The following is a 14,718-nucleotide window of genomic DNA, read 5'->3' as shown; positions in this document are numbered from 1 at the left end:
CCTGGAAACCCGGCCGGCGCTTAAGGGGCGCGGGGAACTGCGCGACCAGCCACCACCGGCCCGCAGCCCCCAACGCTCATGCCGTGGCGGTCTCGACGGGGAAGCGGTTGAGCGTGCCCGGCAACCTGGTCCCCAGCGGAGCCATGTCGCCGTCCGCGCCGTGCCGGGCGAGCAGGTCGAGGGCGAGGCGGCCCCGACGGACCCGCTCCCTCGCCGTGTCCAGGGTGACGTCCCGCAGGTGGGTGCCCCACGGGTAGATCGCGGGGGCCTTGGAGAGGCCGAACTTCAGGTACAGCGGAGCGCCTCGGCGGATCAGTTCCGCGACCTCGTACATCCGGATGTAGCCACCGAGGTCGTCCGGCGCCTCGATGTACATGTCCATCGGCGCGGCCGACACCCGCCGGATCTCGGTGAGGTGATCCAGCGTCAGATCGCTCGGCACGTTCAACGAGTCCGCGCCGAGCCGCTCGTACACCGCGTACGCGGCCGGGTTGACGGGACCGATCAGCGCCGACACCTTGAGCGTCGTGTCGGCCGGGATGATCCCGCTCGTCCGCGCCCGGTGCAGCGTCCACAGCACGCCCTCGTCGGCGACGAGCAGGCACTTGACGCCCAACTCCGTTGCCCGCACGGCGTCTTCGATGCACCCGGCGACCGCGTCGTGACCGCGGGCACGCAGACCCCCGCCGCGCGAGTCGGAGCGGACCGAGCCGCCGATGTCCCAGGTCCCGCGCGGACCGGTGAACAGGCAGAGCTCGATGTCGCGTTCGGCGGTGGCCTCGACCATCTCGGTGATCTCGGCGTCGGTCAGCATCCACACGCCGCTGCCCTGGCTGATCCGGTGGATCGGCACGTCGAGGCGCGAGGACTCCTTGAGGATGACCGCCAGCGCCTCGGGACCCTCGCACGAGGGGATCTCGGTGCGCCAGCGACCGCCGTCCGGGAAGGTGTGGGACGAGGCGTCGGCGGGGTCGAGGGCGGGCGCACCCAGGCCGAGCGCGGAGAGGGCCTGCTCCCCGGGCCTGCGGGCTGCCGTGGCGGTGTCGGTCACTTGCTGTCCTTCGCGTTCGGTATTTCGGACGAGGTTCGCGGCTCGGGGTACGGAAAGACTCTGGTGGTACACCGGCACGGGATGGTCAGGTCATCCCGTGCCGGCGTACGACTGGGGGTGTCCTACGGCCGCAGCAGCACCTTGCCGACCTTGGGATCGCCGGACCCCACCAGCTCGATGGCCTGTGGGAACTCGGCGAGCGGCAGCTCATGGGTGACCAGGGGAAGCGGATCGAGCAACCCGGCCCCGAACACCCGCACCGTGTGCGCCCAGGCGTCCGGCGGTGCCCCGAAGACGGTGTGCACCTCCAGCTGCCGTACGACGAGATCGGTGGGGTCGAGACCCTCGGCGCCCGGCGCGGGGATACCGGTGAGGACCAGGCGTCCGCCGCGCCGGAGCAGGGAGGCGGCCGTGCGCGCGGCGGACGCGGACCCGGCGGTCTCGATCACGACGTCGAAGTCGTCGGGCAACTCCTGGTCCCTGGTGAGGAATCGGCTCGCGCCGAAGTCCTTCGAGAGCTTCGCGCGGTCGGGGCGGGTGCCCACCACGAGCAACTCGGCGGGGGAGCCCGCCTTCAGGAACTGCACCGCGAACATCCCGAGCGTGCCGGTACCGACCACCGCGACCCGCTCACCCGGCCGCGCGTTCACCTTGAGCGCCGCCGCCGCGATGCACGCCGCCGGTTCCAGCAGCGCCGCGGCCGTCAAGTCGGCCCCGTCCGGGAGGACATGGAGCAGCCGGGCGGGGAGAGTGAGGGTGGCGGCCATCGCGCCCGGCTGGGTGAAGCCGGTCTCCTCGTAGCCCGCCGTGCACAACGTCGTCTCGCCCGCGTGACAGCGGTCGCAGACCTGGCAGTTGCGGAAGCCTTCGCCAACGACCTTGCGGCCCACGAGAGTCGTGGGCACGCCGGCGCCCACCGCCTCGACCGTGCCGGACCACTCGTGGCCCGGGGTAAGGGGGTAACGGACGTATCCCTCGGGCCGGTTGCCCTGGTACACCTCGCGGTCGCTGCCGCAGATGCCGACCGCGTGGACGCGTACCAGCGCCTCGCCCGCGTCCGGCTGCCGGGGCTCGTGCGAGGCCAGCCGGTGCTCGCCCGGTGCCTCGATGACGACCGCGGTGCTCACTTCGAGCCCTTCGGCTTGCGCTGCTCCCAGCCGTCCGCCCACAGGTCGAACCGAGCCTGCTGCTGCGGGAATTCGGCCGCCGCGTCGGTGTCCAGCTCGACGCCGAGACCGGGCGCGTCGGAGAGGTGGAAGTAGCCGTCGATCACCTGCGGAGCGCCCTTCACGACCTTCTTGATATCCGCGTCCGCGAAGTCGTTGAAGTGTTCCAGGATCTTGAAGTTCGGTGTGGAGAAGCCGACTTGGAGCGAGGCGGCGGTCAGCACGGGCCCGCCCACGTTGTGCGGGGCGACGAGGGCGTAGTGCGCCTCGGCGGTCGCGGCCAGCTTGCGCGTCTCCCAGATGCCGCCGATGTGACCGACGTCGGGCTGGATGATGTCGACGGCCTGGCTCTCGAACAGCTCGCGGAACTCGACGCGGTCGTGGATGCGTTCACCCGTGGCGATCGGGATGTCCACCTTGGCGGCGACCTTCTCCAGCGCCTTCAGGTTCTCCGGCGGGACAGGCTCTTCCAGCCACGCGGGCTTGAACGGCGCGAGTTCACGCGCGAGCCGTACGGCGGTCGAGGGCGAGAACCGGCCATGCATCTCCAGCATCAGCTCGGCGTCGGGACCGATCGCGTCCCGCACGGCCTCGATGAGGGAGACTGCGTACAGGGTCTGCTCGTGGTCGAGTTCGAAGTGCCCGGTGCCGAAGGGGTCTATCTTCAGGGCCTTGTAGCCGCGCTCGACGACCCCCTGGGCGGCCTTGTGATAGGCCTCCGGGGTCCGCTCGGTGGTGTACCAGCCGTTCGCGTACGCCTTCACCTTGTCGGTGACCTTGCCGCCGAGCAGCTGCCATACGGGCACGCCGAGGGCCTTGCCCTTGATGTCCCAGCACGCCATCTCGATCACGGCGATGCCGGACATCACGATTTCACCCGCGCGCCCGTAGTCGCCGTACTTCATCCGGCGTACGAGGTCTTCCGCGGCGAACGGGTCGGAACCGAGAATGTGGTTTGCCTCGGCCTCGCGCAGGTAACCGATCAGCGCGTCGGTGTGGCCCAGCATCCGGGTCTCGCCGACGCCGGTGACGCCCTCGTCGGTGTGCACTTGGACGTACGTCAGATTGCGCCATGGCGTCCCGACCACGTGCGTACTGATTCCCGTGATGCGCACGGCAGATGCCCCCTGTGCTCTTCGGTAGTGCTGTTCGAAATTTCGGATCACGTTCGAAATGCTGGGCAGACAGTAAGGACGGTGAGGCGGGGGTGTCAATGGGTCGAACATGTAACGGTTTCGGCAAGGGTTTCGACCGCGTTACCTGCTGGGCGGGTCGGTTCGTGTCGATTCCCGTCGGTTCCCGTCACTTCCCTACACAACTTTCACAGGCGCGACTATGAACGTTACCTGTGAGGAACTTAGTCTTCCGGCGTCATGGACTACTGCCACCCCTGCGGCCGGCACCTGAACGGCGCCCTCGCGTGCCCGGGGTGCGGCGCATCAGCCGAAGCGTCACCCGACTCAACTCACGCCCACGCGCGCGGAGTTGACGCGCGTCCGCGAACGGACGGCGCCCCGCACGACGGTGCGGACGCGGCTGCGGACGCACCCGACGCCGTACACGAGGAACACGACGCGGACGGCGAGCCTCAGGGGCGCGCCGCGCGGCGGAAGAGCCGCGGGCGCGGGCGGGTCGGCAGCGACAGCGGCGACGGTGGCGACTTCGACGGCGACATCGAGAGTCCCGGCGCGGCGAGCGGAAGCCGTCGCGATCGCAAGGCCGCGGCGCATCGCCGGCGGCGGCGCCGGGTGCTCCTCATAACGGCCGGTTTCATACTGGCGGCGGGCGGCCTGAGCCTGGCGGAGCTGGGCACGGACGCGCCGTTCTCGACCTCGAAGTCGGCTGCGCCCGGCGCGTCGGCGGAGGGCGGGGCGGACGCGGAGGCCGGGGAGACGGCGGAGCCCCTGGACGCCACGAAGACCGTCGGGACCAGCGCGGGCACGGCGTCCCCGGACGCCTCGGCATCGCCGTCCGCGTCGCCGTCGAAGTCCGCGAAGGAAACGAAGGATCCCAAGGAGTCGCCGACTCCGACGACGGGCACCGGCGGCGGCAGCGCGTCCCCCGCGTCGACATCCCCGACGGACCCGACGACCACCCCGTCCTCGGACCCGTCGACCTCGGACCCGAGCCCGACACCGTCGCCCTCGGAGACCTGCAAGCAGATCCTGTGGTGGTGTTCCTGAGGTGCTGGTGGCGCGGCTGAGTTACTGGTGGTGCTGAGTCGCTGGTGTTGCCGCTGAGCCGCCCGGCTCAGACCTCCAGCATCCGCCGTAGCAACCCGCGCAACGCCAGCCGCTCCTCGTCCGACAGCCCGGCGAGGGGCTCGCGGGCGAACCGCAAGGACTCGCGCAGGCTACGGGCCACCCGGCGCCCCTCGTCCGTGGCCGCCGCCAGCTTCACGCGCCGGTCGGCGGGGTCGGGGCGGCGCTCCACCAGGCCGCGCGCCTCCAGCCGGTCCACGATCCCCGTGACGTTCGACGGCTCGCACTTCAGCTTTCGCGCCAGCTTGCGCATCGGCAGCGGCTCCAGGGACAGCAGGCTGAGCAGCCTGGCCTGCGCCCCGGTCAGCGTGTGATCGCCGGCCGCTTCCTCGTAGTCCTCGTAGAACCGCGCCACGACATCGCCGATCAGCTCGACGACCTCCATGGTCACGGGGTCGGAGCGACGCGTCTTTTCGGGTGTGGCCATGCACTCAAGCGTACCCCGTTACTTGACATCATGAAATATTCAGGAGCATGGTTGTTTCAGGTACTGAAGTATTTGGCACCATGGGATCGACCCCGCACGAACCCGCACGAGGAAAGGCGCTTGTGATGATCAACCGCGAATGGCACCTGCTCAGCCGCCCGGTCGGCTGGCCGAAGCCCGAGGACTTCGCCCTGGTGGAGACCGAGACCCGGGCCCCGGGCGAGGGCCAGGTGCTGGTGCGGAACAAGTACCTGTCGGTCGACCCGTACATGCGCGGTCGCATGAGCGCCGCCAAGTCGTACACCGCCCCCTTCGAGCTCGGCAAGGTCATGCAGGGCGGCGCGGTCGGCGAGGTCGTCGAGTCGAACGCCGAGGGCTTCGCGGCCGGCGACCACGTCCTGCACTTCGGCGGCTGGCGCGAGTACGCGACCATCGACGCCAAGGGCGCCGTCAAGGTCGACCCCGACCTCGCCCCGCTCTCCGCCTACCTCGGCGTCCTCGGCATGACCGGTCTCACCGCCTACGCCGGCCTGCTGCGCACCGCCTCCTTCAAGGAGGGCGACTCGGTCTTCGTCTCCGGCGCCGCGGGTGCCGTGGGCAGCCAGGTCGGCCAGATCGCCAAGCTCAAGGGCGCCTCCCGGGTCATCGGCTCCGCCGGTTCCGACGAGAAGGTCAAGCTCCTCGTCGAGGAGTACGGCTTCGACGCGGCGTTCAACTACAAGAACGGGCCGGTGAGTCAGCAACTGCGCGAGGCAGCCCCGGACGGCGTCGACGTGTACTTCGACAACGTCGGCGGCGACCACCTGGAGGCGGCGCTCGGCTCCCTGAACTTGCGCGGGCGCATCGCGATCTGCGGCATGATCTCGGTCTACAACAACACCGAGCCCGCCCCCGGCCCGAAGAACCTCGGCCGCCTCATCCAGACCCGCGGCCGCATCGAGGGCTTCCTCGTCGGCGACCACTACGACCTGCAGCCGCAGTTCGTCCAGGAGGTCGGCGCGTGGGTGGCCTCCGGCGAACTGAAGTACCGCGAGACGGTCGTCGAGGGCATCGAGAACAACCTGGAGGCGTTCCTCGGACAGCTGCGCGGGGACAACACCGGGAAGATGATCGTCAAGCTGTAGTTCCTTTGACGGCAGCAGTTGCTACGACGAGGCCGCACCCCTGGACGTGGGGTGCGGCCCCGACCGTTGTCACTGAGCCAGCGCCGCGCTGTGCACCGCCCGCACCAGTCCTACGTTCTCCGGTGCCGCCCCGCCCGGGAAGGCGAACCGGCGCCTGGTGTAGCCGTAGGCCAGTCCGCTGCGGGGGTCGGCGAAGGCCTGGGAGCCCGCCGCGCCGCTGTGGCCGATCGTGCCGGCGCCGAGGAACGGGTACCAGGCGTCCGCGGTCGCCTGGAACCCCAGCCCGTACGCCCGGTGCGTGCCGGTCACGACGTCGTATCCGACGGAGTGCAGCTGCCCGAACTCCGCCACCGTGTCCGGCTTCAACAGCGCGGCGCGGTCGTCGACTTCGCTGATCGCCGCCGCGTACAGCCCGGCGAGACCGCGCGCCGATCCCACCCCGCCGACCGACGCGGGACCCTTCGCCCGGATCACCCGCTCGTTCGGCAGCGACGCGAGGACGGTCGGTTGCGCCGCGTGCTCGTTGAACGCGATCGCGCCCAGACTGTGCGGCCCGTCCGGTTCCGCCGCACGCGCGGCCTCTTGCTCCGGGGCCGGCAACTGAGGCTGGGTGGTGCGGAATCGGGGCTCGTGCGCCGCCGGCAGCCCGAGGAAGAAGTCCAGCCCGTACGGCGCGCGCACTCTCTCCTCGTGCACCTCCTGGAGCGAACGACCCGTGGCCCGCCGTACGATCTCGCCGGTCAACGCGCCGATCACCAGGGCGTGGTAGCCGAAGGCCGTGCCCGGGCGCCAGAACGGCCGCTGGTCGGCGAGGCGTTCGGCCACCGCCCGGTCGTCGGCCAGCTCGTCGAGTGTGAACCCGGTGTCCGTCCCGACCAGACCCGCCCGGTGCGCGAGCAGCTCGCGCAGCGTCAGCGCGCCCTTGCCCTCGGACGCGAACTCCGGCCAGTAGTACGTCACTTTGCGGTCCAGCTCCAGCGTGCCGTCCTGCACGAGCAGCGCCACCACGAGGTGCGCGGCGCCCTTCGTGGACGAGAACACGCCATAGAGCGAGTCGCCGTCGGTACCAGGCGGCCCCGCCCACAGGTCGACGACCCGCCGACCGTGTACGTATGCACACAACTGGCCCTCATAATCGGCGCGTTCGCCCGCCACGACCGCGGCGAACTCCTCCCGCACCGTCTCGAAGCCGTCGGCTACGGTGCCGTGGATCTCCTGGGTCATCTGCTCTCCTCGACTGATCCGCTGCTCGCGTGTGCCCTTGCGCGTGTGCCGTCGCTCGTGTGTGCCATGGTGAACAACGCCCGCCCGACCTGCGGGAGTTCCCCTTTCGGATGATCCCGGAAGAGAGGCTCCGTGCCGAACAGGACGGCTCGCGGGCCACTGACGACCGAGGGCCGCCCCGCCGCGTCCGCGGGACCGCCCGTACCGTCGGCACGCGTCCGCCAGTGCCCGGCGAGGAGCGGGTTCCCGGTCGCGTACGACTGCTCGACCCGCACCCCGGGCCCGAGTCCGGTGAACCACACCGGCGCGTAGACGAAGCCGTAGACCGGGGCACCTGCTGTGACCGGGCCCGAATTCACCACCCGAACAACGCCGTTGGCCTCCTCGCTGCCCTCGACGGGCGTCGCCGTCAGCAGCCCGGCCGCGGAGGCGAACGCGGCGCCGGTGACGCCCCGGCCGACGAGTCCGTGCCCGGCCGACAGGAAGGTGCGGAGGGAGTCGCGGGCGGTCGGGGTCAGGCCGCCGTACTCCAACTCCGTCGACACGAACAGCACGTCCGCCTTCGACCAGGCGAACCCGGCGTTCAGCACGTCCGTCGACACGGGCGTGACGTCGAAGCCCATCTCCCGCAGCGCGAACAGCTCACCCGCCGTGACGGCGGCGGCGACGCGGACGGGGTGGAGGGGGGTGGCGGAAGTGGCGGGGGTGGTGGGCTCGAATGCCACGTCGTAGGCCGTGGCGGCTTCGGTCACCTTCGCCCGGGTCGTCTCTGTTTCCGGCTCCGGCACGAGCGCGCTGCCGTCCGCTGCCCGTCGTACCGGAATCCCCTGCCGGAGAAGGGTGTTGAGGGCCGCGAACTCGGCCGGGTCGGTGAGGCGGAGGCGCAGGTCGCCGTGCGGGGCGACACGAGCGACCGGGGAGGGGGCGGAGACGGCGTGGAGGGGCTGGAGCCGTGTGCCGGGGAGAGGGCCGCTCGGGATGGTCCCGACCGTGGCTCCCCACAGCCGGCCCAGGCTCCAGGCCGAGATGTCGTACATGGCCGTCACCTTGTCGCTGATGTCACGGCCGTCGGCCAACAGGGCGTTCGCCAGGCCCCGTTCGGGCTGGTGCATGTCGACGACGTACGGGCCGTTCGCCGCGCGTAGCACGCGGACGTCGTTGGCGATGAGGTGGGCGACGAGGCGGGCGCCCGCGGCGCCGGCCGCAATGGTGTAGGCGCGGGGGAATTCGGTTGTGTAGACGTCCTCGGGGCCGATGCCCGGGACCCCCGGGACGGTCCGCGCCGACACGGGTACTTGCTCGGCACCCGCCGCGCCCCGCCGGAACATCTCGATCTGGTCGGCGATGAGCGAACTGCGGTGGGACCGGGCGAAGTTGAGGGTCGCGCGCATGGCCGCGCCCGCGACGGCCACGTTGACCGCGGCGCGGCGGTGGAGCTCGGCGGCGGGGAGGGTGTCGTAGGCGGAGTTGTTGACCTGGAGCGGGATCTCGACCGTGTGGGCGGCGACCGCGCCCTGGAACGCCGCGTACTGCGGGGTGAAGACAGGGGGCCAGTCGTCCCAGCCCTCCCGCTGGTCGCGGAAAGGGATTTGGGCAGGCGAGACCCCGTCGCTCCCCGGTGTGTAACCGAGGTCGTTGACGGCGGTCTCCATGCCCAGGGCGTTGGCGTAGGTGTTCTTGAGGAAGAGGTCGTACTCGTAGTTCTCGCCGTGCGGGGGAGTGGTCGGCTCGATGAGGGTGCCGTTGACGTAACCGTGCAGGTCGAGCAGGACGGCGGGCTGTTTGTCGATCATGATCCGGCGGATCGTACGGGTCTCGGGCTGCGAGGCGGTGATCAAGTCCCGGTTCAGGTCGAAGCCGTTGGCGTTGGCGCGGGTGCCCGCGATACGGCCGTCGGGGTTCGCCGTGAGGTCGAAGTAGAGGCGGCTGTGCGCCAACAGGTCCTTGGTCTGGGTGTCGTTGGAGGTGGCGAGCCGCGAGATGAGGCCGAGGGAGGCGTCGGTGCCCTCGCGTTCGTCGCCGTGGATGTTGTTGTCGAAGAGGACCGGGATCTTGTAACCGGTCCTGATCTCGGGGGACTTGGCCGCGGTGGCGGGCGCGTTCTCGATGAGGTCGCGCATCCGTTCCTGGGCGGTGGCCTGGCGGGCGGTCTCCGGGGCGGTGACCGTGACGAGGTAGAGCCGGTGCCCGCCGGCCGAGACACCCGCGACCTCGACACTCACCCGGTCGCCCAGCCGCTGGAGGGAGTTCAGGCGCGGGGCCAGGGCGTGGTACGGGGTCAGGCCGAGCTTGAGGGACGTGTCGGCGGGGTTCGTCGGGTCGGGGGAGAGAACCTGGCGGCGGGGATAGCCGAGGCGGGGGTCGGTGCGCGGGACGATGGCGGCGAGGGTGCGGCGGGCGGCAGCGGCGGGGGCGAGGGCGGCGTGCCGGTCGGGGGCGGAGCCCTCGCGGATGGCGGGACGGGGGTCGGGCGTGGCGCCCCGGTGCGGGACGGGACGGGGAGCGGCGTCCGCGGTGCGGGGCTGGAGCAGGAGCGAACCGGCGGCGGTGGTCAGGGCGACGGCGGTGATCAGAACGGGTCTCGGGGGGACGGCTCTGGCAATGGTGCGCACGCGTACCTCCTCTTTGGTTCCAGAGATCGGTACGGCGAGCCGCACCTGTTCGACTCAACGGCAAACAGGAAGTTGTTGGTGTCATCGATGCCCCGGATGGCGCATTCGTCGGGCCGGAGAAGGGGCATGCTGAGCACAGGTACCGGGCGAGCACGGACACCGGGCAGCGGGCGCGCACGGCGAGGAGTTCCCATGGCAACGATTCCTTCGCTCCCCAGCAGGGACGAGGTGCTGCGCATGGCACGCAGCACCACCGACATCACCGGCCAACTCCTGGACACGGCCGGGAACATCACCAGGATCGCGATCAACACCCTTGATCCACGGGATGGTTCGGGCGCGGAGGCGCTACGGGTCCTGCGCGAGACCACCGCGGAACTGGCCGAGGCGAGCGCGTCGCCGCAGGCCCAGGAGGCGTTCTACCGCATCGTCGACACCCTGACCCGGCTCGGCACGACCGGCGCGCCGCTGGCCGTGCACCCGGTGAGCGCACCGGCGCAGGCGCTGCTCACGGTGCTCGGCGACAGCCTGCTGCCCGTCCTGGACGCGGTGGAACCGGCGGTCGAGGAGTTCGCCACGGCACTCGGCGACCTGGTCGAGGCGGCGTCCCCACTGTTGCCCGCGGCGGCGGGCGTGGCGGCGGGGACGCTGCTCGCACTCACCCCCCTCATCAGGGCGATGGCCGACGCACTGGCCGACTCGTCGCCCGAACTCCGGCGCGTGGCCGAGGCGTTGACGGCGGCGCTGGCACCGCTGCTGCCGTTCCAGGTGGCCCTCGCGCAACGGGCGGCGACCGCCGGCGTGAACGTGGTCCGGGCCGCCCTCCCGCCTCTCGCCGACCTCACGGAGGCCGCGGCGGCGACCACGAAGGTGGCCGGCCCGATGCTGGTCGCGGGCGAGGAACTCCTGGTCTCCGCCCTGGAACACCTCCAGCCGGCCCTTCTCGCGGCGACCTCCCGCGCGGGACGGGTGGCCCGGGCGACCGCGGTACGGGTGACGGCGGCGGTGTCGCCGACGGCGGACCTGGTGGTGGTCGTGGCGGTGTCCCAGTAGGTGCGGAACGGGTGCCGACATAGGTGCGGGAGGGGTGTCGACCGTGCGTCAGGCGCACCGTAAAGTTCGCCCCATGCACGATCTTGGGGCGGGATTCGGCTATCTCCTGAAGGGCCAGCGCTGGATGGCCCGGCACGGGAGGCACTACGGTTTCGGGCTGATCCCCGGCCTGATCACGATGGTCCTGTACGTGGCGGCACTGGTCGCGCTGGCGCTCTGGGGCGAGGACTTCGTCACCTGGACGACGCCCTTCGCGGACGACTGGTCGAGCCCGTGGCAGGGCCTGTTCCGCGGTTTCCTCACGGCGGTCCTGTTCGTACTGGCCCTGCTGCTCTCGGTGTTGACCTTCACGGCCGTCACGCTCCTGATAGGGCAGCCCTTCTACGAGACCCTCTCCGAGAAGGTCGACCGGGACGTCTCCCCGGACGGCACGGCCCCCGAATCGGGCCTCCCCCTCTGGCGCGACCTGTGGATCTCGGCCCGCGACAGCCTCCGCATCCTGGTCCGCGCGGTGCTGTGGGGCGTCCTCCTCTTCGCCCTGGGCTTCCTCCCGTTCATCGGCCAGACGGTCATCCCGGTGATCGGCTTCTTCGTCACGGGCTTCTTCCTCACCGAGGAACTGACGGCCGTGGCCCTCCAACGCCGAGGCGTCGACCTCCGCGCCCGCCTCACCCTCCTCCGTTCCCGCAAAACCCTCATCTGGGGCTTCGGCACCCCCCTCGGCCTCTCCTTCCTGGTCCCGTTCGTCGCGGTGTTCCTGATGCCGGGGGCGGTGGCGGGGGCGACGATGATGGCGCGGGAACTGCTGGGGGAGGAGACCGAGGGGGAGGGCGCGGAGGACGAGGGCGAATCGTCTTCTACAGCTCTATGAACCGGCTGCCGCGTCCATCGCCACCGTCACCATCGCCTTCACCTGCGCGATGATGTCCACCCGGTTGCGCACGAACTCCGGATCGGTGATCGCCCCGGTCGCCGGGTCCGTGTTCCCCGCCCCGAACTGCAGCACCGGCGTGTGGATATGCCCACCCGGCAGCGAGTCGTGCAGCCCGAGCCGGTCCCGTAGCAGAGTGGCGCGATAGGCGATCTCGTTGGAGAGATAGTTGCCACCGCCCCCGGCACGGGCCGTGGACCCAGCGGTAGGCCCGGCCGGCCGTACGACGGGAACGGTGCCGCCCGCCGGAATCTCAGTCACCTCAGTGTGGTCGTACACGGGGAAACGCCCGGTGTCGGCGGCCACGATCTCCTTGTACGGCAGGGTCGTTGACGTCCACTGGGGCTGCGAGGCCGGGTCGGCGACGGGCACGGTCTCGGTCTTCGACACGTTGTCGTTGTCGGGATATCCGCCCCGCCAGGCCCCGTTGGTCCGCTCGACGTCGAAGCGGCCCACCCGCCCCTGACTCACGGTGGTGAACAGATCCACCTTCGGCAGATACGGCCGCAACGCCCGCTCCACCGACCCCTCCGCGAAGTCAGCCCACCGCACCGGGAACATGGCCGTCTCGATCCGCGCCGGCCCGTCCGCGGTCTGGATCACCGTGCCGTCGAGCGCGAGCGCGGTGGCCCCGGACGGATTGGAGATCCGGCTGTCCTGATCCAATGTGAACGGATCGAACCCGGTCACGAGAATCCGCTTCATCCCCTTCTCGTGCGGATACCGAATACTGCTCTGCCCCCGTGAGGTCACCTCCAACTGGCCCAGCAGCGCGGCACGTTGCCGCTCCGAGATCCCGAACTCGGGCTCCCATCCCCGCACTTCCCGAGTCATTCCCAACCGAGCCCAATACAAGGGCCGATCATCATCCCGACTCAAATCCCCACCAGCGGCTCCCCACCCCTGAGCCCGCCCCACGGCCCGCCGCCACAGCGCGGTCCCTTCGTCCACGACGATGCGCCGGGCCTGCGCGTAGCTGTGAGCCCTTTCGAGCGCGCGGGTGAACTCCGGTGCCACGGAATCGAATCCGGACCGCTTGAGAATCTCCTGCGGAACAGCCTTACTGAGCCGCTGCTCTTCGACAGTCGGGGTGGTGGCGGTGGCAGTGGTCGCCGCGGAGGCGGTCGTGGGGGCCGAGAGCCCTGCCAACAGGGTGAGTCCGAGGAAACCGATACGAACGCGTATGGATGTCAAGGCAGTTGGAACCTTCCGTCGCCGTGGGGAGCGTGGCTGGTGAGCGCTGGACGGCCGCAGTATCGCTTGACGAGCGCGATGTACGCCATCGTCTGTGCGGCAGGATGACCACTCGGAGCGCGAGTCGCCGGGGCCTTATGGGGTCCTTGGGGGCGCTTGGGGTATTTCGAGCGTCAGGAGTGCGGAGGGTGACTGGATTGGAGGGCGGATCGATGGACAGCAATCACTTCGACCCAGTCCATGAAGACTTCTGCCATGTCGTCAGGGAGCCCGAATTCACGGCACTGTTTGCGCTTGGTGCTGACGACCGGCCGGAATCGGTGGAGAACATCGATGCCGAGCTGCGACTTCTCGACGGCACCCGGTGGAGTGCGAGTTTCATGACTCTCGGTGCGATCGACACGGTGATGAGTCGATGGCGGGAAACCGGCGAGTACGGCGGTGGAGTTTTCTTCCAGTGCTCCGATCTCGTCATCGTCCCCAAGCCCGGAGTGGCCGCAATGGTCGAGGCATTCCGCGCGATCGTGACGGAGGGGCCGCAGGGGGCTCTCGGTAGGTTGCAGTAGCGAAGTGCGGCTGCTGACGGACCTGCTGGGAGACCTGGCGGCCAACCCCGGTGGCCCGGAATACGGGATCTCCGCCCACCTGGGACCCGTCATGACCTGCAAATTTCAGGAAATCCGCCCTCGCGGACAGGGCTCCCTCGGCGCCACCTCCCGCAATACCTCCACGAACGCCACCCCCGCCGCCGACAACGACCGCCCCCGAACCGTAGCCGCGTACACCGCCCGAGCCGGCGCCCCCTCGTCCAGCACCGGCACCAACTCCACGTCAGGCCGTACCGCCCCGGCGGCAAGGGACGGCACCAGGGCCACGCCGAGCCCGGCGGCGACGTACCCCTCCTTCGCGGTCCACTCGGCGACGACATGGGCGATACGCGGCCGGAACCCCTGCCTCAGCGCCGCGTCGAGAAGGGTGCCCTCGGGGCGGGCGCTGCCGGATATCCAGTCGGCGTCGGCGAGTTGAGCGAGGTGGACCGGTCCTTCCCCCGCGAGGGGGTGACCGCCCGGCACGGCGACGTACAGCGACTCGTCGAGGAGATGGTGGAGTTCGTAGGCGTCGAGCGGTGCCCGCCCCGTCGTGGAGACGATTGCCAGGTCGAGGTGTCCGGACGTCAGCCGGTCCAGGAGGCGGGGGGTGAGGCCCTCCTCGCGGGACAGCAGTACACCCGGGTGCCGGTCCCGAAAGGCGGCGAGAGCGCGCGGCACCAGCGCTGAGTCGGCCGTCGCGAACGCTCCGAACCGCACCCGCCCACCGGCCACTTCACGCACCGCCGTCAGCTCACGCACCGCCCCGCGCAGTGACTCCGCCACCGCCTCCGCATGCGGTACGAGCACCCGCCCCGCCTCCGTGAGCCGCACACCCCTTGGCAGCCGGTCGAACAACGGCTCCCCGCCCAACGCCGCCTCCAGAGAGGAGATCTGCCGAGACACCGCAGACTGCGTCCACCCCAACACCCGTGCGGCCACCGTGAACGAGCCGTGTCGGGAGACCTCCAGGAACACCCGCAGCCAGACGGTGGAGAGGTCGGGGAGGGTGTCGTTCGACGAACTGCCATGCTGGATGGGCATGTCGGCCATGCTAGACATTCGCTTGTCGCACCTCGGGACCGGAC

The 14,718-nt window shown here is 70.4% G+C and carries 13 protein-coding genes; 5 read left to right on the top strand and 8 right to left on the bottom strand.

The window, feature by feature from the left end; genetic code table 11:
• Positions 1-76: 76 nt before the first annotated feature.
• The 3 genes from ACFWP5_RS35605 to ACFWP5_RS35595 form a co-directional block, all read right to left on the bottom strand.
• Complete coding sequence (locus ACFWP5_RS35605; RefSeq protein ID WP_384166307.1) at positions 77-1,051, bottom strand: hypothetical protein; 975 nt, start codon at positions 1,049-1,051, stop codon at positions 77-79.
• Positions 1,052-1,173: 122 nt separating this feature from the next.
• On the bottom strand, positions 1,174-2,178 hold the full coding sequence (locus ACFWP5_RS35600) for a zinc-binding dehydrogenase (RefSeq protein WP_384166304.1): 1,005 nt from the start codon (positions 2,176-2,178) through the stop codon (positions 1,174-1,176).
• Entirely contained in the window at positions 2,175-3,332 is a 1,158-nt protein-coding gene (locus tag ACFWP5_RS35595; RefSeq protein ID WP_384166301.1) for a mandelate racemase/muconate lactonizing enzyme family protein, read from the bottom strand. The genes ACFWP5_RS35600 and ACFWP5_RS35595 overlap by 4 nt, the downstream gene beginning before the upstream one ends.
• A 258-nt stretch (positions 3,333-3,590) precedes the next feature.
• Between ACFWP5_RS35595 and ACFWP5_RS35590 the strand changes: the two genes are divergently transcribed.
• Positions 3,591-4,400, top strand: a complete 810-nt coding sequence (locus tag ACFWP5_RS35590) for a hypothetical protein (protein WP_384166297.1) — start codon at positions 3,591-3,593, stop codon at positions 4,398-4,400.
• A gap of 67 nt (positions 4,401-4,467) precedes the next feature.
• On the opposite strand, the gene ACFWP5_RS35585 is transcribed toward ACFWP5_RS35590, so the two are convergent.
• Positions 4,468-4,905, bottom strand: a complete 438-nt coding sequence (locus ACFWP5_RS35585) for a MarR family winged helix-turn-helix transcriptional regulator (protein ID WP_384166294.1) — start codon at positions 4,903-4,905, stop codon at positions 4,468-4,470.
• A gap of 125 nt (positions 4,906-5,030) precedes the next feature.
• Between ACFWP5_RS35585 and ACFWP5_RS35580 the strand changes: the two genes are divergently transcribed.
• The gene (locus tag ACFWP5_RS35580; protein ID WP_384166291.1) at positions 5,031-6,029 is read left to right on the top strand and encodes an NADP-dependent oxidoreductase; all 999 of its coding nucleotides are present in this window, start codon (positions 5,031-5,033) and stop codon (positions 6,027-6,029) included.
• Positions 6,030-6,098: 69 nt separating this feature from the next.
• Here ACFWP5_RS35580 and ACFWP5_RS35575 read toward each other — a convergent pair whose 3' ends face one another.
• On the bottom strand, positions 6,099-7,253 hold the full coding sequence (locus ACFWP5_RS35575; protein ID WP_384166288.1) for a serine hydrolase domain-containing protein: 1,155 nt from the start codon (positions 7,251-7,253) through the stop codon (positions 6,099-6,101).
• Positions 7,250-9,865, bottom strand: coding sequence for a M14 family zinc carboxypeptidase (locus ACFWP5_RS35570; RefSeq protein WP_384166285.1), 2,616 nt, complete (start codon positions 9,863-9,865; stop codon positions 7,250-7,252). Before ACFWP5_RS35570 ends, ACFWP5_RS35575 begins: the two co-directional genes overlap by 4 nt.
• A gap of 192 nt (positions 9,866-10,057) precedes the next feature.
• On the opposite strand from ACFWP5_RS35570, the gene ACFWP5_RS35565 reads away from it, so the two are divergent.
• Both ACFWP5_RS35565 and ACFWP5_RS35560 read left to right on the top strand, forming a co-directional pair.
• Positions 10,058-10,918, top strand: coding sequence for a hypothetical protein (locus ACFWP5_RS35565; RefSeq protein WP_384166282.1), 861 nt, complete (start codon positions 10,058-10,060; stop codon positions 10,916-10,918).
• Between the two features lie 73 nt (positions 10,919-10,991).
• Positions 10,992-11,789, top strand: a complete 798-nt coding sequence (locus ACFWP5_RS35560) for an EI24 domain-containing protein (RefSeq protein ID WP_384166279.1) — start codon at positions 10,992-10,994, stop codon at positions 11,787-11,789.
• On the opposite strand, the gene ACFWP5_RS35555 is transcribed toward ACFWP5_RS35560, so the two are convergent.
• Positions 11,784-13,043 carry a pyroglutamyl peptidase gene (locus ACFWP5_RS35555; RefSeq protein ID WP_384166276.1) on the bottom strand — a complete coding sequence of 420 codons (1,260 nt, stop codon included), beginning with the start codon at positions 13,041-13,043 and terminating at the stop codon, positions 11,784-11,786. The two genes, ACFWP5_RS35560 and ACFWP5_RS35555, sit on opposite strands and share 6 nt — an antisense overlap.
• 212 nt (positions 13,044-13,255) lie before the next feature.
• Here ACFWP5_RS35555 and ACFWP5_RS35550 point away from each other — a divergent pair, with 212 nt between their 5' ends.
• Complete coding sequence (locus tag ACFWP5_RS35550) at positions 13,256-13,609, top strand: hypothetical protein (protein ID WP_384166273.1); 354 nt, start codon at positions 13,256-13,258, stop codon at positions 13,607-13,609.
• Positions 13,610-13,714: 105 nt separating this feature from the next.
• Here ACFWP5_RS35550 and ACFWP5_RS35545 read toward each other — a convergent pair whose 3' ends face one another.
• Positions 13,715-14,683: a LysR family transcriptional regulator gene (locus ACFWP5_RS35545; RefSeq protein ID WP_384166270.1), complete on the bottom strand. Its 969-nt coding sequence runs from the start codon at positions 14,681-14,683 to the stop codon at positions 13,715-13,717.
• Between the last annotated feature and the right edge of the window lie 35 nt (positions 14,684-14,718).

It is taken from the genome of Streptomyces sp. NPDC058469, from assembly GCF_042721125.1.
In the GTDB taxonomy this organism is placed as follows: domain Bacteria; phylum Actinomycetota; class Actinomycetes; order Streptomycetales; family Streptomycetaceae; genus Streptomyces.
The sequence above is the reverse complement of the archived record's forward strand: the minus strand, read 5'-3'. Positions and strand labels throughout refer to the sequence as shown.